Origin of the sequence: Bacteroides stercorirosoris, from assembly GCF_900142015.1 — a bacterium.
Classification (GTDB): domain Bacteria; phylum Bacteroidota; class Bacteroidia; order Bacteroidales; family Bacteroidaceae; genus Bacteroides; species Bacteroides stercorirosoris.
Genome location: NZ_FQZN01000021.1, coordinates 22,039 through 39,205 on the forward strand (window position 1 = coordinate 22,039; position 17,167 = coordinate 39,205).

Sequence of the window (17,167 nt, forward strand, 5' to 3'; positions counted from 1 at the left end):
ATATGAAAAATCGATTTTTGACACTTCTCCTGGGGTTGGTGTTGCTGGCGTCTTGCAATACCTCCAAGGAGATTCTCTACTTTCAAGACATTGCGGTGAACCAGCCCGAAGCCATTGTGGGCGCAAGAGACATCACCGTGCAGCCCAAGGACCAGATTTCCATCATGGTATCCAGTAAAGACCCGCAGTTGGCGGCGTTATTCAACCTGACACGTGTCCAGTACCGTGCCGGAGCCACGGACTTGCGTGGTGGCAGCAATAATGGTGAAATATCCGGTTACACATTGGATGACAAGGGGAATATCGACTTTCCCGTCATAGGGTCGCTCCATATTGCCGGTATGACCAAGAGCCAGATTGCCGCCCTTATCAAGAAACGGTTGGTGGACGAGGACCTGGTGAAAGACCCGGTTGTGACCGTGGAGTTTATGAACCTCTATTTTTCAGTCTTGGGCGAAGTAAAAACTCCCGGCAAATACAGTATCACCAAAGACCAGATATCTTTGTTGGAAGCCATCAGTATGGCGGGCGACCTTACCATTTATGGCAAACGCGATGCCATATTCGTCATTCGCGAGGAGAACGGTGAACGTGTCACCCACTGGGTGGATATCCGAAGCAAGGATATTTTCTCCTCCCCGGTCTATTACCTGAAACAGAACGATGTGGTGTATGTGCAACCTAATAAGGTCCGTGCCGGACAGTCCACCATCAATGAGAACAGCGTGAAATCTGTGGGACTGTGGATCAGTATTGCCTCGTTCCTCACCTCGTTAGGTGTGCTGCTGTTTAAATAACTGGATGAACAGAATATTTTACATATTATGATAGAAAAGAAAACTGCCGTTGGAAAACCTGCCGATGATTTTATACGAATACAAGATTTGTGGGGAATGTTCGTACCAAGATGGCACTGGTTTGCCCTCTCCCTGTTTGCCGCTCTTGCCATAGCGGCTTTTTATCTGTTGAGTACCCCGAATATCTATACACGTACCGCTGCCATCTTGGTTAAGGACGATACCAAGAGCGGTTCGTCCACTACAATGAGCGAGTTCTCCGACCTGGGTATCTTCAAGTCGAATACCAACATCAATAACGAACTGCTCACCTTGAAATCCCCCACGTTGATGACTGAGGTGGTGCGGCGGTTGGGGCTGAATGAGACCTATACCGTCCGCAAGGGACTGAAGGATGTGGGATTGTACAAAAGCAACCCTGTAGCAGTCTCCTACCGCCACCAGGATGAAACGCCTGTCAGCTTCAAGATAGACTTCTCGTCCAAAGAAGAATTTACCATATCCGATGTAATGATTAACGGTGAGGAATTAGAGACGGAATTCTCCGGTAAAATGGGCGATTCCATTCGCATGGAAGTAGGTACATTCGTAATCAATCCGACCAAATACTGGAATGATTCATTCGTTGGGACTTCCATCCGCTATAATAAAGGTAGTGTACGTGCCGTAACCGACTATTACGCCACCGCTTTGCGTGCGGATTTGGGTAACGAGGATGCCACTATCATCAATCTCAGCATTGATGACGTATCCATCCCAAAGGCGGAAGATATCCTGAATACGTTGATCGAGGTATATAATGAGAAGTGGATCCAGGACAAGAACCAGATTGCCGTCAGTACCTCGCAGTTCATCGGTGACCGTTTGAGCGTGATTGAAAGTGAACTGGGCAATGTGGACGAGAACATCGCCGGTTACAAGAGCGAGCACCTGCTGCCGGACGTGCAGGCGGCATCCAGTCTTTACCTGTCCCAGTCCGCCGAGAACAAGAAGGAGTTGCTGGCACTCAACAGCCAGCTATCCACCGCGCAGTATATCCGCAGAGAGTTGAACAACAAGGAACTCAGCCAGTTGTTGCCCACCAATTCCGGCATAGCCAATGTCAATATCGAGAGCCAGATCGGTGAATACAACACGATGGTGCTCGACCGCAACCGCCTGATCGCCAACAGCAGCGAAAAGAACCCCCTGGCAAAGGACATGGCCAACTCGCTGCAAAGCATGCAGCGCACCATCATTCAGTCGGTGGACAATCTGATCGTGTCGCTCAATACCCAGATACGCAGCATACGCCAGCAGGAAGCCGCGACCACCAGCCAGCTGGCCTCCAACCCGAACCAGGCGAAATACCTGCTTTCCGTGGAACGCCAGCAGAAGGTGAAGGAGGAACTGTATCTTTACTTGCTTCAGAAACGTGAGGAGAACGAGCTTTCCCAGGCTTTCACCGCTTATAATACGCGTGTGATTACCGCCCCGAGGGGCAGCATGTTCCCCACAGCTCCCCGGAAGATGAATATCCTCCTTGTGGCATTCGCTATCGGCTTGCTTGTTCCGGCGGTGATTATTTTTATGAAGGAGAACATGAACACCAAGGTACGAGGACGCAAGGATTTGGAAGATCTCAGCATACCTTTCATTGGTGAGATTCCCCAATACTTCAGCAAAGAGAGGAAACTGGGATTCAAGAGGAAGAAGCAGTCCTATATGAAAACCATCGTGGTGAAGGAAGGCAGCCGTGACATCATCAACGAGGCGTTCCGTGTGCTCCGCTCCAATATGGATTTCATGGCGGGCAAGGACAAAGGGCAGAACGTGTTCGTACTAACCTCGTTCAATCCCGGCAGTGGAAAGTCATTCCTGACCATGAACATTGCCATGAGTTTTGCCATCAAGAAAAAAAGGATATTGGTGATAGACGGCGACCTGCGCCACGGTTCCGTTTCCTCCTACGTGGATTCGCCACGGATAGGTTTGACCGACTATCTGGGAAACCGTGTCGAAAACTGGAAAGAAATCATTGTTGCCGACAAGAAATACGACAACCTGCATATCCTCCCCATCGGCACCGTCCCCCCCAACCCGACGGAACTGCTGGAGGACGGCAAGCTGGCCACCCTGATAGGGGCGCTTCGCGGCGAGTACGACTATATCTTCATAGACTGTCCGCCCATCGACATCGTGGCCGACGCGCAGATTATCGAGAAACTGGCGGACCGTACCATCTTCGTGGTACGCAGCGGCTTGCTGGATCGCGGCATGTTGCCCGAACTGGAAAACATCTATCAGGAGAAACGTTTCAGGAACCTCAGCGTGATATTGAACGGCACGGAAAGTGCCGGAGGCCGGTACAGCTACCGTTACGGATACCGCTATGGCTATAGATACGGTTATCATAACGGCTACTCCTCCTACTATGGAAATAAAGGAGAAATGGGGGGGGGTAAATGGTTGGTTATCAAATAACCGATAACATGTTGTTCTCTTATATAAAAGCATATTACAACTATGTGGCCATTCCGTAAGACAACAACCCTCGCACAGAGTGGCATCCTGAAAGGGATAACCGACTGCCATAGCCATCTTCTTCCGGGAGTGGATGACGGGGTGGAGACGTTGGATGAATCACTCCGGATTTTAGATACGATGGAAAAGCAGGGAGTCAGAAAGGTGTGGCTCACGCCGCACATCATGGAGGACATCCCCAATGAAACCGCAACCCTGCGAGAGAAGTTCCGGGAACTGGAACAGAGTTATAATGGTACGATGGAGTTGGCTTTGGCGGCGGAATACATGATGGACAACCTCTTCGAGGAACGTCTGGAAAAGAATGACCTGCTGCCCTTGGAGGAGGGGAAACGCTACCTCTTGGTGGAAACCTCCTATTTCAATCCACCGATGGGCCTGCTCTCCGTCCTGCAACGCATCCAAAAGAAAGGCTATTACCCGTTGCTGGCACATCCCGAACGGTACGAATACATGCAGAAGAAGGACTACAAGGCCTTGAAGGAAGAACACATCTTTTTCCAGCTCAACGTACCCTCGTTGACCGGGATGTATGGCAGACATGTGCAGGAAAAGGCGGAAGCCTTGCTGAAAGCCAAGGCGTACTACTGTATCGGTTGCGATATCCATTCAGCGTTTTTTTACCATAAATTATTACAATCTGATATTCGTAAAAAGATCGTAATGAATTTTCGGGAAGAATCCTAATTTTCATGGGAATAATATAGATTTAGAAGAAGCTTGGTATGTTACATACTTCTTTCATTGGTTGTCACATATTGTCAAAGTACAAATCTTCTGAGTTAAAGCGACTGTAAATCAATATACATCCTAATGCCCACAATTGTTGTAAGGTTCGAACTATGCAGAAAAGAAACTGGTCGCGGTACGATTTATTATCGTATCTACAAAGGGCATAACCGGCGTATGGAGTTCTCCTCGCGTCTTCGCTTGTCGGCCTCTTCCTGGGATGAAGTCACGAAGACTGTCAAGGGAAATGATCCCGAGGCTTGTCGTCTCCGTACTCAGATTGAAGCCGATCTTAAACTTTTGAATCAGATTATTACGGAAGATGTCGCCGGTTTTCTGACCATGGGTGACATGATAAGTATCTTCAAACATCGGAGAACGATAGTAAGTCCTCATCCGCTTCCTTAAGAATTGGATTGATCAAACTGCGCAGATAAAAATATATCGTTATGAAACTTAATTTTTCCCTCCATTTCAGAACATTCATGACCGGAGCGATTATTTTCTTGTCTTTGGTTATATTGTTAATCAGTTTGCCAGAAGTCGAATATTCTATTTTTGAAGATATTCTTGATGAAGAGAGTGGATTTTATATGTTGTTATTTTCTTTTTGTCTCATCTTTTTTTCCTATGGAATAGGGATGATGTTGGAGATTATATCGAATCCGTTTCCACGAGCTACTTATTTAATCAAACATTTGGATAGTTATTTGGGAATATTTACACATACCGATTCAATTGTTCAGAAATCTGAAGCATATAAGGCTCTTTATCGGATTGATGTAAAAGGGACAATTGGTAATTTGAAGGTTTACAGATACATGTTCACATATATCATATCCCGAAATGATAATCTGAACAGAGAGATACAAGGATGTATTTTCAGGATATATGCCATGTTATCGCTACTTATAGCGGCGGTTTTCTTGCTTGTAGCGATTCTGATACAATTCTTATTTGCAGATATTGATTTTAGTGACGCACCTGCATTTAATGTGACTTTGGTAATTTTATTAATGATCAGTATCATGCTTTTGTATAGGGCATGGCAAAAGAGTAAAAGAAGATTTCTTGATGAGATGGAACAAGCATATTATGTTTTAACAGAGTTCCCTGCAGATGAATAAAATGAATTAATATCGTTTTTATGAAAGGTATCGTATTAGCGGGGGGAAGCGGGACACGCTTATACCCCATCACAAAGGGAGTAAGCAAGCAATTGCTTCCCATATTTGACAAGCCGATGGTTTATTATCCGATTTCGGTCTTGATGTTAGCTGGCATTCGGGAGATTTTGATCATCTCCACCCCTTACGACCTGCCGGGGTTCAAACGGCTTTTAGGTGACGGTTCGAATTATGGCGTACATTTTGAGTATGCCGAGCAACCCTCTCCCGACGGGCTGGCACAGGCATTCCTTATCGGAGAAGAGTTCATCGGGAATGATTCCGTCTGTCTGGTATTAGGTGATAATATCTTTCATGGAAACGGTTTTACGGCTATGCTGAAAGAAGCTGTGCAGATTGCCGAGCAGGAACAAAAGGCGACGGTATTTGGCTATTGGGTTAATGATCCGGAACGCTATGGTGTAGCTGAGTTTGATATAAGAGGTAATTGCCTCTCCATTGAGGAAAAGCCGGAACAGCCAAAATCCAACTATGCGGTAGTCGGGCTTTATTTCTATCCGAATAAAGTGGTGGATGTAGCCAAACATATCAAGCCTTCGGCACGTGGGGAGTTGGAGATTACCGCCGTGAACCAGCGGTTCTTGGAGGATAAGGAACTGAAGGTACAGACCTTGGGCAGAGGATTCGCTTGGCTTGATACCGGTACGCACGACTCCCTTTCGGAAGCATCTACCTATATTGAGGTGATTGAGAAACGGCAAGGATTGAAAGTGGCTTGTCTGGAAGGTATCGCCTACCGCAAAGGATGGATTGACCGCGAGAAGATGCAGCAGTTGGCTCGACCGATGTCGAAGAACCCGTACGGACAATATCTGTTGAAAGTGATTGAAGAGGTGGAACGTACAGGGAAAGATAATTTGGATTGACATGGAAGTAATAAAGACAGCGATAGAGGGTGTGGTCATCATCAAGCCACGCATTTTTACGGATGCCAGAGGCTATTTCTTTGAAAGTTTCTCCCAAAAGGAATTTGACGAGAAGGTACGCCCCATCCGTTTTGTACAGGATAATGAAAGCAAGTCAAGCTACGGCGTGATGCGCGGACTGCATTATCAGAAGATGCCTTATACACAGAGCAAACTGGTACGCTGTGTGAAAGGAGCCGTATTGGATGTGGCGGTTGACATACGGGAAGGATCTCCTACATTCGGACAACATGTGGCTGTGGAACTGACCGAGGAAAACCACCGGCAGTTCTTCATCCCGAAAGGGTTCGCACATGGTTTTGCCGTATTAAGCGAAGAAGCCGTATTCCAATACAAATGCGATGAATTCTATGCCCCGGAAAGCGAAGGCGGCATACAGCTGATAGACGAAGCATTGGGCATTGACTGGAGAGTCCCGGTAGAGAATGCCATCCTTTCGGAGAAAGACCTGCACAGGGCATGCTTAAAGGATTCCGTATTGGATTTCAAATACGGAGAAGATTTGTATAAATAAGAAACTTGATATGAACATTCTAGTGACAGGAAGCAACGGGCAGTTAGGCAATGAGATGGTCCGGGTTTCCGGCAAGAGCAAAGAACGCTATGTCTTTACGGACATTGCGGAATTGGATATTACGAAACTGGATGCCGTTCTTTCGCTTGTACGGAAAGAACAGATTGACGTAATTGTTAATTGTGCTGCCTATACCAATGTAGATAAGGCAGAGGATGATGAAAAGACGGCAGACTTGATCAATCATGTAGCTGTCGGTTATTTGGCTGCGGCAGCCAAGTCTGTCAATGCCACACTTATCCATATATCTACCGATTATGTTTTTAGGGGAATCAACTACGTTCCTTTTACGGAAGAGGACATGACGGAACCGACCGGTGTATATGGCAAGACAAAGCTTGCAGGAGAAGAAGCCGTTGTCAATTCAGGCTGCAATTATATAATACTGCGCACTGCATGGCTATACTCGGCATGGGGCAAGAACTTCGTGAAAACCATGCTGAAATTGACGGAAGAGAAAGACATATTGCCTGTCATTTTCGACCAGATAGGCACACCCACTTTTGCCGGTGATCTGGCAGATGCCATAGGTTGGATTCTTGACAGGAGAATGACCGACAAGAAAGGCATTTATCATTTCAGCAATGAGGGAGTATGCTCTTGGTATGACTTTGCGGCAGTTATAGCCCGATTGGCCGGAAACGAGTGTGATGTCCGCCCGATTCATACCTTTGAATATCCGAGCAAGGTGAAACGTCCGCATTATTCGGTTTTGGACAAAACGAAGTTCCGCGAGACGTTCGGTTACAAGATTCCGCATTGGATGGAATCGTTGGAAAAATGTATCAACCAGATAAAAGCACAGAACAATGGGATTTAAACGGAATATACTTATTACGGGTGGCGCAGGCTTCATCGGCAGCCATGTGGTGCGCCTGTTTGTGAACAAATATGCGGACTATCACATTGTCAATCTTGACAAATTGACTTATGCAGGTAATCTGGCTAACCTGAAAGATATTGAGGACAAGCCGAATTACCTCTTTGTGAAAGCCGACATTTGCGACTTTGCCAAGCTCCAGGAGCTGATGAACGGGTACCACGTGGACGGAATCATTCATCTGGCAGCAGAGAGCCACGTGGACAGAAGTATTAAAGATCCTTTTACGTTTGCACAAACAAACGTGATGGGTACACTTGCTTTGCTGCAAGCCGCCAAACTTTATTGGGAGTCGTTGCCCGAAGGTTATGAGGGGAAACGTTTCTATCACATCTCTACCGATGAGGTATATGGGGCATTGGAGCTGACCCATCCCGAAGGCGTGGAACCTCCCTTTACCACTACCGCCTCTTCCGCTGAGCACCATTTGGCATACGGCAAAGATTTCTTCTATGAAGACACCAAATACAATCCGCACAGCCCCTATTCGGCAAGCAAGGCAAGCAGCGACCATTTTGTCCGTGCCTTTCACGACACTTACGGCATGCCAACCATCGTGACCAACTGTTCCAACAACTATGGCCCTTACCAGTTCCCGGAAAAGCTGATACCGCTCTTCATCAACAATATCCGCCATCGTAAACCGCTGCCTGTCTATGGAAAAGGCGAGAACGTGCGCGACTGGCTCTATGTGGAAGACCATGCCCGTGCTATCGATGTCATTTTCCACAATGGCAGGGTTGCCGACACCTATAATATCGGAGGCTTCAACGAATGGAAGAACATCGACATCATCAAGGTCATCATCAAAACCGTTGACCGCCTCTTAGGCAATCCCGAAGGCGCGTCACTCGACCTGATTACCTACGTCACCGATCGCAAGGGGCACGATATGCGCTATGCCATCGACTCTACCAAACTCCAGAAGGAACTCGGTTGGGAACCCAGCCTCCAGTTTGAGGAAGGTATCGAGAAGACCGTCCGTTGGTATCTCGACCATCAAGAGTGGATGGATCATATTACTTCGGGAGAGTATGAAAAGTACTACGAGGAGATGTATAAAAATAGGTAAGGAAATGTGCCGAATTTGATTTTTTTGACTTGTCGGCACATTTTCCTAATGCAATACACTAATGGAACACTTCCCGATATTCCTCGCAATCAAAGCAAGGGCAGGCTTTCTTCACACCGGGCAACTCCCGATGTCCCACAACCAGGGCTTGCGGAAAGAGGCGGTGGAGTTTCCAAAGCAGTTCCAGCAAGGCCACCCTCTGTTCCATGGTCCGGGTGTCGGAAGGTTTTCCGTCCGCATCCAATCTGCCTTCATAGCAGATGCCGATGCTGCAACGGTTAAGAGAAAATATGAAATATGAGATATTTCTGAAACTCATTGATAAGGTTGATTATTTCTGGAATTTCCAATACTTATCAACTGGAGCAATATGGGTATTCATAATAGGCAGTGACCTTCATCTGAGATCTTCTCAGAAAGTAATTTTTACCCTAATTTACATTGCTTTTATGTCATTCAATTATGCAGCACATCTGAGAGGCTATTTGTTTCTTGAGGCTTTCATTGCAGAGATAAAAAATGATGTCATGGATGATTTCAAAACTCAAAAGATAAAACAGCGGGTACAGAAATTGTCCTATAAGAAGCAACGTATAATCTGTAGTGTTGTGTATGTAATTTTATCATGTATAACTGTTTATTTAATTTGGGCATAAAAAATGTACGGAGAATACTTCAACTCAAACAGGCGTATTCCAGAAGAGGAATACGAAAACATAGAACCTGGCACACCAATCGTACTGTCGAACCCGAGTTGGGGCGCATTCAGACAGTTTGCCATTTTTGTCAATACAGAAACGATAGTCTATCAGAAGTATATCAAGCTGGAAGACGGAAGAGATGCCTATCAGATACAAGTGATGTCACTTGAAAACTTTACTAATTATGGTGAGAACGTTCTGTTTGAATACAAACCAAGTTTCGAATATGCTACCGATACAGTAGTGGATAATGCCCTGTCATTTGTAGATGACAACATTTATCTTGGGCTGAGAAGTGTTGTGGGAGATGATTTCGTGTTGGAATGCTTGGTAGGTACTGAAGAGTTCCCTTACGTGCTGCATAGCATGAATATCGGTTATCATTTGTCAGAGGAACGACGAAAATTGGTTAAATACCAGCATCATGCCATTACCATTGAAGGAGGGTGGGTTATTCATTTTGCGTCAACAGACCAAAGTGACAAACCAGTCATCACCCTGCAAAAAAACGCCAAATTACATAATCCGTGCTTGGTCACCCATGACAACGAGTCATTGCCAAGCAGACTGGATGCAAGAAATCGTGCCATGCTGGGGTTGATGGGCATTGTTCAGTTTCATAACTATAACCTTGTTACCAACAACTGCGAGCATTTTGCAAATTGGTGTAAAACCGGAAAGCATAAGAGCAAGCAGGTGTATAAAGCAATCGGTTCAACCGCGTGGTTGGCGTTGTCACTTATCACAAAACGCCCCAATGCTTTGGTGGCCAAAATGATTAAGGACTATCTGTTCTGATACAAACAAGTCTGTGAGAACGAATAATCAAATAGCAAACTACCATGACTTGTCACTTGATGTAGCAAAAGGTATGTGTATCACGTTAGTGGTCATAGATTATATGTTTTTTTCATTCGACAAGTAGGAGTAGATAACATTACTTATGGGGCGTATGAGAGGTATTATGAGGAGATGTATAAAAGAAAGTAACAAATTTAATAGGACGTAAAACAATAGAGTTTATGTAAATTAGATTTGTTATATATCGCGTGTGCGTGTATTTCTGTAGCATGAAATATATCGAACTCAAGTTTCGGATTTAGTATTCACGTAGTTTCCGCATAGGCTTGCATGGCAGTCAACCTTTTGCAGTTAGCGATAATTTGTTCCATCAGGATTTCATCGTCCATGCCAAGCATTTCGACAACAATTGCAACCACCTCCATACCTATCTCTTGCATCCCGTATCAAGATACCGGGTATCAGGGATATGCACCCGAAAAGGTGACCATCATACAGCCCATCAAAAAAGGAAAGATGCTTTCTGGGGGAAGACAAAGAGTTTAACAGACAAGTCGCCTGTATTAGGGTGCGAATGTAAAAACTAATTAACGTAAAATCTAATACAAATATGACATTCAAGCACAAAAGTTACAGTGTCGAATATTTGGTAAAGTAAATTAACTAAATGAGAAGAGAATCAAGGACAAAGAAAAGTCTGTTGAATGCGCGGATGAATATGTTGTGCTACTTCCTCACCTTGGTAGTGGCGTTCTTTACGCGCAAAACGCTACTTGACTATTTAGGTACCGAATTTATAGGACTGACCGGTACACTTCAAAGTCTGTTGGGCTTTCTCAATCTGGCGGAGTTAGGTGTGGGCAGTGCAATAGCATACGTGTTATACAAGCCCTTGTTCGATGAGGACGAGACGAAGATTGATGGTATAATCTCAGTCTTGGGCTATCTGTATCGGAAAATCGGGAGTTGCATTTTTATACTTGGCATCCTGTTGTCAGCCTTCTTGCCATGGATATTCGCTAATACGGGAATTTCATTAACGGTTGTATATATAGGGTTCTATTGCTTTTTGATATCTTCTATGTTCGGCTATTTTATCAGTTATAAAATCTCTATTCTATCGGCTGATCAGCGGAATTATGTGATTACAGGTTTCTTCCAGCTTGTAAATACCGTGAAGGTCATTCTCCAAATGGCATTGGCCTATTATACCCGTAGCTTTTATCTGTTTTTTGCCTTAGAGTTGTTAAGTGGTTTCATTCTTTCCATGTTGCTCAACCATAAGGTTTATCAATATTATCCTTGGTTGAAGACTGATGTAAGAACCGGCAAGGAACTGTATAAGGACTATCCCGAAATAGGGAAATACATCAAGCAACTTTTTACCCATAAGGTGGGAAGTTTTGTTCAAATGCAGATGCTGCCTATTTTGATATATGCTTTCGCCTCGCTTCCCACGGTGGCTCTTTATGCAAACTACACACTTGTTACGCAACGCATTCAAGGACTATTGGGAGGAATACTTGATAGTACAAATGCAGGAGTGGGCAGCTTGATATCGGAAGGTGATCAACAAAAAATATGGAGTGTTTATAAACAACTGTTTGCTTTACGTATGTTTGCTGCCGGTGTGCTGACTTTATGTGTATCCTACCTGATTTCTTCTTTTATTTCACTATGGTTGGGGCAAGAATACATATTGCCTGATATAATAGTGTATTTGATTATCCTCCAACTGTTCTTGCAGATGCTTCGGGGAGTGACAGAACAATTCCTGTTTGGCTACGGACTGTTCTATGATGTTTGGGCGCCTTTGGTTGAATCTGCCTTATTTATTATTTTGTCTATCGTGTTCGGATCCATATATGGACTGCCCGGAGTGCTGGCCGGCCCTGTTGGAGCCACATTGATTATCATTCATGGATGGAAACCTTATTTCCTTTTCACAAAAGGATTCAAGCTTCCTATAACGAATTACGTGAAACTACTCTTGGCGCACCTATTCCCATTATTTATAGGCTACATAGGGAGCATAAAGATGATGGAATATCTCATACCCCTTATTCATGGACTACACAAATGGTTGCATTGGATAATTCAAGCCGCGATATTCACTGTGGTTTTCGCTTGTTTTACATTTACATTATATTACATTGCCTCGTCTGCTTTTAGAACATTTGTTCATCGTTTCTTAAAAAGAAAATAGATATTGATATGAATAACTATATTATTCAAAGTGTTAGCTGCATAGTCCCAGCATATAATTCAGCAATGACAATTCATGCTTGCATTAATGGATTGCTGGGGCAGACGTTTCAGAACATTGAGATTATCATCGTTGACGATGGGTCCAAAGACGGTACTGGAAAACTCTGTGATGAATATGCCGAGAAATATAAGAATGTAAAAGTGATTCATCAGGATAATGGTGGAGTGAGTAGAGCGCGTAATACGGCATTAAAGTATGCAACCGGTGATAGGATCATATTTGTGGATGCAGATGATGAGATTCAAGCTACGTATGTGGAAAATCTAATCGCTGAAGAAGCTGATTGGGTGTTGGGTGGATATATGAATGGGGCGCATATAATCGCTATACAGAGTCAACACTATATAGATAGTGAGATTCCGCAATTTTTTTCTACGCATTTTCATCGTTTATATTCAACGGTGCCTTGGGGGAAACTTTATAAAAGGAGTATAATTCAGAATAATAATTTGAAGTTCGACCCAAATATTCGTTTAGGCGAGGATTTAATATTTAATCTAAATTATTTACTTCATTGCGACAGCGTTGTTACCATATCGTCAACCGGATACAACTACATTCAAGAAGAATTTGGAGCGGATAGATATAATCTGAAAATAGAAGAAATAGAATACACCCTCAATCAAGTGAGTAAAGGAATGGAACTATTAAGCCAAAAGTATGAAAATACAAAATTTACCAGTGAAGCAATAAAACGAACTTTAATCGGTGCATACCCTTTAGATTATATTCTTAATGGTCGATACGATGAATATGAAGCACTTTATTTTAGTACCTTCTTTGAAAAAGACAGAAAGGTATTTTGGAATGATGCAATTTGTAGTCCTTTTATGAGAGGTACAAGAAAAATTAAATATTTAATAAAGAAGCACCAATATGCAATAGCACTGCATCTGATGTTGCAATTGCTTTATGCCTATTGTAAATATTCCATGCGATGAGATTAGCTACATTTGACATTTTTGATACAGTCTTATTACGTAAATGTGGGAATCCGGAAGTGGTTCTTCCTATTTTGGCCCAACGTCTTTATCCAAAAGACCGATATAGGCGCGAAGCCTTTCTTATTTGGCGACACACTGTTAAGGGAGAAACATTTGAGGCCATGTATGCTTCAGCCATTGGTGCAGGTTTAGATGGATATAGTACTGACGAACTGATGCAAATGGAATTGAAGGTAGAGGCAGAGATGCTAATGGCTAACCCTATGATGCAAGACAAAATCAATGACTATCGTAGTAAAGGATATGTTATAAAATTTGTCTCGGATATGTATTTGAGCTCTTCTTTTTTAAAAGAAATTCTGCTTCGAGAAAATTGTGCAGAGGCTACAGATGAGGTTATTGTTTCTTGCGAATGGAGTGCCCGTAAGGACAATGGTGGTCTATTTCGAAAAATAAGAGGTACATATCATCCCGAAACGTGGATACATCATGGCGATAACAAGCGAAGCGATGTGAAGATGGCACGGAAGAATGGGGTGAATGCACGTTGGATAGATACAACCTATACGCCTATTGAGGCGCGGTTGATGTCACAGGCACGGTCGTTTCGCAACGGCTGGCAATTGAAATGGCTGGTGGGCATCAGCCGTATGGCACGGTTGCGTGGCTTAAATACTCCCGAAGCGGTTTTTGCTGCCGACTATGTAGCACCTACTTACTTGCCTTTTGTAATTGACATAATTAAAGAGGCAAAAGAGCAGCATATCGACTATTTGCAGTTCCTCTCGCGCGACGGGTATATTATGTTGGAGATGGCTAAGGCATTGGATCCAGATAATGTGAAACTCAATTATTTATTCGTTTCGCGACGCTCGCTGATACAAGCTTATCTGAGCGAAATGGAAGAACAAGGTTTCTTGGATATCATAGACAAGCATTCGTTGTTGCGTAAGCGGGTAGATGATTTGCTGTGGCTGTTCCAGACCACCCGTATGGAGATGCGACAACGTTTCGGCATCGAGTTTAATTATGACAAGGTTACTACGCAAGTTCAGTCGGATGATTTTTTGCAAAAGATATTCCATCATCCTACGTTTACGCCTTGGTTAAAGGAACAATGCGGCCAGGCATTGCTTCTTGCCCTTGATTATTTCCGTCAGGAGGGAATCTTAGGTAGCAGCCGTTCGCTTATGGTGGATGTAGGATGGTTAGGTACATCACGGCTCATGCTCAACCGTATAGTGAAGGCTCAAGGTAGTCTGCAAGTGCCCACTTACTATTTAGGGGTACGGGCTGATGTCTTGCCTCGTTGCTATGGTGACTATAAACCCTATTTCCCCATGGGGCAACTTGATACTACGGCTACGGCTGTGATAGAGTCCTACTTTTCGGCATCGCCTTATCCAACAACCGTGGGGTATAAGCGTAATACTGATGGGGTTACTCCTTTGTTTCCAGAAGGCGAAGCCTATCAAGATACTGACACGGTGCGGATGAATCGCGAAGTCGGTGTTGCGATGGGAAAAATGGTACGTGAAATGAGGGAGGTAGATTCAACATTGCTTTACTTTTGGGCAAAAACTACCATTGATTCCTTGTCGCGACTTTCCGATGCAGTCAATCTCTCACCACTCACTCGTATAGGCGGTTCCGACTTCTTTTTCTCATTGGTCAAACGCTTGTCAATAGGAGAATTGTTCAAGGTGATTTTCTTGGGCGGACGTGTTTCCGGTTTCGACAAGGGAAGTTTATACTATACGGTGGGGAAAAGATGGTATAAAGCACTATTGCCCATTTATAACTTCAGCTCTGCTTGCAGGAGAAAACTTTTCCTGTTGATGATGAGGAAAAAGAAACAATAAGGAAAATACTGACCGAAGATGACAATCCCCGTAATATTATTGAACTATAATTCGTCTACCGATTGCCACAAATGCATTTCTTTTTTGAAGAAACAGGAGGGTATACAGATTGAGATTGTGGTGGTAGACAACTGCTCTGTGGAGGCAGATTTACAAAACTTGCGCACCTTATGCAGCGAGCAAGGCTGTACACTCCTTGAAAACAAAGAGAACCGTGGCTACAATGCCGGTAACAATATAGGATTGCGCTATGCCGCAAAGAAAGGCTATGAATATGCATTGATTGCCAATCCTGATATAGAGTTCCCGCAAACGGACTATTTGGTTCGTATGGTGGAACGGATGCGGCAGGATAAACAGATTGTGGTATGTGGCAGCGACATTGTGACACCGGATGGAGTGCATCAGAATCCGATGCGCCGGGAAGGGCACTGGAGTAGCAGTTGGAACTGGGTGACTGTTCCTTTCAAGAAAAAGAAAACAGATACATACGATTTTATAGACAATTACCGGGAGAGCCATTTTTGTAGTAAGGTTAGCGGTTGCTGCCTGATAGTGCGTATGGACTTTATGCAAAGCATCAGTTTTTTTGACGAAAACGTGTTCCTGTATTGCGAAGAGGCCATACTGGCAAAGCAAGTGGAAAGGGTTGGTAAAAAAACATACTACTTGGCGGATATACAGGCGGTACACCGACATATAAAATCGGAAAAAGGAGATCCGATAAAACGCTATAAGAACTGGGAAAAAGCACGAATTTATTTTATAAAGCGCTATAGCGGCTTTTCTGTTCTTGGAAGATGCATGGCTATATTATCCATACAAACATATATTGCACTATTGATTTTTCATTATAAATCTGCACATAGATAACACTTATGCAAAGAGAAAGATATATTGATATGGCGAAGGGACTGGCTATTTTGTGTATTGTGTTGTTGCATTATGAAAATGGTCTGTTCCCTACTGAGGTGAATACCTTTGTCGGTTCTTTTATGATATCGATGTTTTATGTGACATCCGGATGGTTGATGGCCAGTCGGAAAAACATCTCCACAACCAAAGAACTGCTTCAAAAGCGTTGGAAACAATTGGGTATTCCTTATTGTTACTGGACCGTCATAATTCTTGTTTTTGATTTTATTCTCCTGCTTGCAGGGTATTATGACTTAAACCTTATTGCAAGAGAAGCTTATAAATCAGTAACATTAAGAGGAATTGGGACTTTGTGGTTTCTTCCAGCATTGTTTTGGGGAGAGTTAGTCTGGCATTGGCTCTACAAGAAGAAAATATGGATACAAACTGCTGTTTTTCTTGCCATAATAGCTTATATGAATATCTACCATCACATTTTTGATGCTCAACAAGAAACTATCTACCGTATAATCAATGCCCCTTTTAGAACCATGCTCAACATATCAGGAGCCTGCATTGGTATTGCCGGAGGTTACTATTTTTTTCATTTGATAGGGAAAAAGTTTTCAAACTTATCACGGAAACAATTATTGTCAATAGGCATTTGTTTATGTACATCAGCCTTCGTGTTGGTTAACTATTTACCGGAGCCCTTGTCATTTTTCAATATGATTTTGGCTTCATTGATAGGTCCTTGGGGCATTCTTTGCCTTTCAAAAGCCACCCAAGACTGTCGCATTATGAACTACTTTGATTTCTGGGGAAGAAATTCGTTGTTATTGATGGTTACTCACTATTCCATTATAGAGGTTCTTTTTCAATGGGGTGCGGAAGGCGTTTTTCATGAAACTTTCTCGCATTGGGTTTCCTTAGCTTGTTTTTGCCTTTCTATGCCTATTCAGCATTTGCTTGTCCCTCTGTTTGACAAACATTTTAAATCTCTATTAGGAAAATGATTCAGATTGGTTCTTTATTTACACATCGCTC

The 17,167-nt window shown here is 43.6% G+C and carries 15 protein-coding genes and 1 pseudogene; 15 read left to right on the top strand and 1 reads right to left on the bottom strand.

The window, feature by feature from the left end; translation table 11 throughout:
- The first annotated feature begins 2 nt into the window (after positions 1-2).
- The 9 genes from BUC01_RS15730 to rfbB all read left to right on the top strand — a co-directional run bounded on the left by BUC01_RS15730 (position 3) and on the right by rfbB (position 8,688).
- Positions 3-797, top strand: a complete 795-nt coding sequence (locus BUC01_RS15730) for a polysaccharide biosynthesis/export family protein (RefSeq protein WP_005790095.1) — start codon at positions 3-5, stop codon at positions 795-797.
- Between the two features lie 27 nt (positions 798-824).
- The gene (locus tag BUC01_RS15735; protein ID WP_025831013.1) at positions 825-3,260 is read left to right on the top strand and encodes a GumC family protein; all 2,436 of its coding nucleotides are present in this window, start codon (positions 825-827) and stop codon (positions 3,258-3,260) included.
- A gap of 42 nt (positions 3,261-3,302) precedes the next feature.
- Positions 3,303-4,007, top strand: a complete 705-nt coding sequence (locus BUC01_RS15740) for a tyrosine-protein phosphatase (protein WP_025017593.1) — start codon at positions 3,303-3,305, stop codon at positions 4,005-4,007.
- Between the two features lie 126 nt (positions 4,008-4,133).
- Positions 4,134-4,457, top strand: coding sequence for an Arm DNA-binding domain-containing protein (locus tag BUC01_RS15745; protein WP_025017594.1), 324 nt, complete (start codon positions 4,134-4,136; stop codon positions 4,455-4,457).
- 41 nt (positions 4,458-4,498) lie between these two features.
- Positions 4,499-5,176 (top strand): hypothetical protein, encoded by a 678-nt coding sequence (locus BUC01_RS15750; protein ID WP_025017595.1) that lies wholly within the window; start codon positions 4,499-4,501, stop codon positions 5,174-5,176.
- 20 nt (positions 5,177-5,196) lie between these two features.
- Complete coding sequence (gene rfbA, locus BUC01_RS15755; RefSeq protein ID WP_005790079.1) at positions 5,197-6,102, top strand: glucose-1-phosphate thymidylyltransferase RfbA; 906 nt, start codon at positions 5,197-5,199, stop codon at positions 6,100-6,102.
- Between the two features lies 1 nt (position 6,103).
- Positions 6,104-6,676: a dTDP-4-dehydrorhamnose 3,5-epimerase gene (gene rfbC / locus BUC01_RS15760; RefSeq protein WP_025831008.1), complete on the top strand. Its 573-nt coding sequence runs from the start codon at positions 6,104-6,106 to the stop codon at positions 6,674-6,676.
- 10 nt (positions 6,677-6,686) lie between these two features.
- Complete coding sequence (gene rfbD, locus BUC01_RS15765) at positions 6,687-7,556, top strand: dTDP-4-dehydrorhamnose reductase (protein ID WP_025017597.1); 870 nt, start codon at positions 6,687-6,689, stop codon at positions 7,554-7,556.
- The gene (gene rfbB, locus BUC01_RS15770; protein ID WP_025831007.1) at positions 7,546-8,688 is read left to right on the top strand and encodes a dTDP-glucose 4,6-dehydratase; all 1,143 of its coding nucleotides are present in this window, start codon (positions 7,546-7,548) and stop codon (positions 8,686-8,688) included. The genes rfbD and rfbB overlap by 11 nt, the downstream gene beginning before the upstream one ends.
- A 58-nt stretch (positions 8,689-8,746) precedes the next feature.
- On the opposite strand, the pseudogene BUC01_RS15775 reads toward rfbB, so the two are convergent.
- Positions 8,747-8,968: pseudogene (locus BUC01_RS15775) on the bottom strand (N-acetylmuramoyl-L-alanine amidase); the annotation flags it as partial.
- A gap of 379 nt (positions 8,969-9,347) precedes the next feature.
- On the opposite strand from BUC01_RS15775, the gene BUC01_RS25685 reads away from it, so the two are divergent.
- From BUC01_RS25685 to BUC01_RS15810, 6 genes are all read left to right on the top strand, one after another.
- Positions 9,348-10,187 carry a lecithin retinol acyltransferase family protein gene (locus BUC01_RS25685; RefSeq protein WP_025833182.1) on the top strand — a complete coding sequence of 280 codons (840 nt, stop codon included), beginning with the start codon at positions 9,348-9,350 and terminating at the stop codon, positions 10,185-10,187.
- Between the two features lie 670 nt (positions 10,188-10,857).
- The gene (locus BUC01_RS15790) at positions 10,858-12,396 is read left to right on the top strand and encodes a lipopolysaccharide biosynthesis protein (RefSeq protein ID WP_025831003.1); all 1,539 of its coding nucleotides are present in this window, start codon (positions 10,858-10,860) and stop codon (positions 12,394-12,396) included.
- Positions 12,397-12,404: 8 nt separating this feature from the next.
- Positions 12,405-13,400 carry a glycosyltransferase family 2 protein gene (locus BUC01_RS15795; RefSeq protein WP_025831002.1) on the top strand — a complete coding sequence of 332 codons (996 nt, stop codon included), beginning with the start codon at positions 12,405-12,407 and terminating at the stop codon, positions 13,398-13,400.
- Positions 13,397-15,265 carry a hypothetical protein gene (locus BUC01_RS15800; RefSeq protein ID WP_139261877.1) on the top strand — a complete coding sequence of 623 codons (1,869 nt, stop codon included), beginning with the start codon at positions 13,397-13,399 and terminating at the stop codon, positions 15,263-15,265. Before BUC01_RS15795 ends, BUC01_RS15800 begins: the two co-directional genes overlap by 4 nt.
- An 18-nt stretch (positions 15,266-15,283) precedes the next feature.
- Positions 15,284-16,138: a glycosyltransferase gene (locus tag BUC01_RS15805; RefSeq protein WP_025833186.1), complete on the top strand. Its 855-nt coding sequence runs from the start codon at positions 15,284-15,286 to the stop codon at positions 16,136-16,138.
- Positions 16,139-16,143: 5 nt separating this feature from the next.
- Complete coding sequence (locus tag BUC01_RS15810) at positions 16,144-17,136, top strand: acyltransferase family protein (RefSeq protein ID WP_081795754.1); 993 nt, start codon at positions 16,144-16,146, stop codon at positions 17,134-17,136.
- Positions 17,137-17,167 lie beyond the last annotated feature (31 nt).

What these genes read in the sequence shown, in the direction of transcription:
- BUC01_RS15730 (WP_005790095.1), top strand. Translation starts at nt 3, where the DNA reads ATGAAAAATCGATTTTTGACACTTCTCCTGGGGTTGGTGTTGCTGGCG.
- BUC01_RS15735 (WP_025831013.1), top strand. Translation starts at nt 825, where the DNA reads ATGATAGAAAAGAAAACTGCCGTTGGAAAACCTGCCGATGATTTTATA.
- BUC01_RS15740 (WP_025017593.1), top strand. Translation starts at nt 3,303, where the DNA reads ATGTGGCCATTCCGTAAGACAACAACCCTCGCACAGAGTGGCATCCTG.
- BUC01_RS15745 (WP_025017594.1), top strand. Translation starts at nt 4,134, where the DNA reads ATGCCCACAATTGTTGTAAGGTTCGAACTATGCAGAAAAGAAACTGGT.
- BUC01_RS15750 (WP_025017595.1), top strand. Translation starts at nt 4,499, where the DNA reads ATGAAACTTAATTTTTCCCTCCATTTCAGAACATTCATGACCGGAGCG.
- rfbA (WP_005790079.1), top strand. Translation starts at nt 5,197, where the DNA reads ATGAAAGGTATCGTATTAGCGGGGGGAAGCGGGACACGCTTATACCCC.
- rfbC (WP_025831008.1), top strand. Translation starts at nt 6,104, where the DNA reads ATGGAAGTAATAAAGACAGCGATAGAGGGTGTGGTCATCATCAAGCCA.
- rfbD (WP_025017597.1), top strand. Translation starts at nt 6,687, where the DNA reads ATGAACATTCTAGTGACAGGAAGCAACGGGCAGTTAGGCAATGAGATG.
- rfbB (WP_025831007.1), top strand. Translation starts at nt 7,546, where the DNA reads ATGGGATTTAAACGGAATATACTTATTACGGGTGGCGCAGGCTTCATC.
- BUC01_RS25685 (WP_025833182.1), top strand. Translation starts at nt 9,348, where the DNA reads ATGTACGGAGAATACTTCAACTCAAACAGGCGTATTCCAGAAGAGGAA.
- BUC01_RS15790 (WP_025831003.1), top strand. Translation starts at nt 10,858, where the DNA reads ATGAGAAGAGAATCAAGGACAAAGAAAAGTCTGTTGAATGCGCGGATG.
- BUC01_RS15795 (WP_025831002.1), top strand. Translation starts at nt 12,405, where the DNA reads ATGAATAACTATATTATTCAAAGTGTTAGCTGCATAGTCCCAGCATAT.
- BUC01_RS15800 (WP_139261877.1), top strand. Translation starts at nt 13,397, where the DNA reads ATGAGATTAGCTACATTTGACATTTTTGATACAGTCTTATTACGTAAA.
- BUC01_RS15805 (WP_025833186.1), top strand. Translation starts at nt 15,284, where the DNA reads ATGACAATCCCCGTAATATTATTGAACTATAATTCGTCTACCGATTGC.
- BUC01_RS15810 (WP_081795754.1), top strand. Translation starts at nt 16,144, where the DNA reads ATGCAAAGAGAAAGATATATTGATATGGCGAAGGGACTGGCTATTTTG.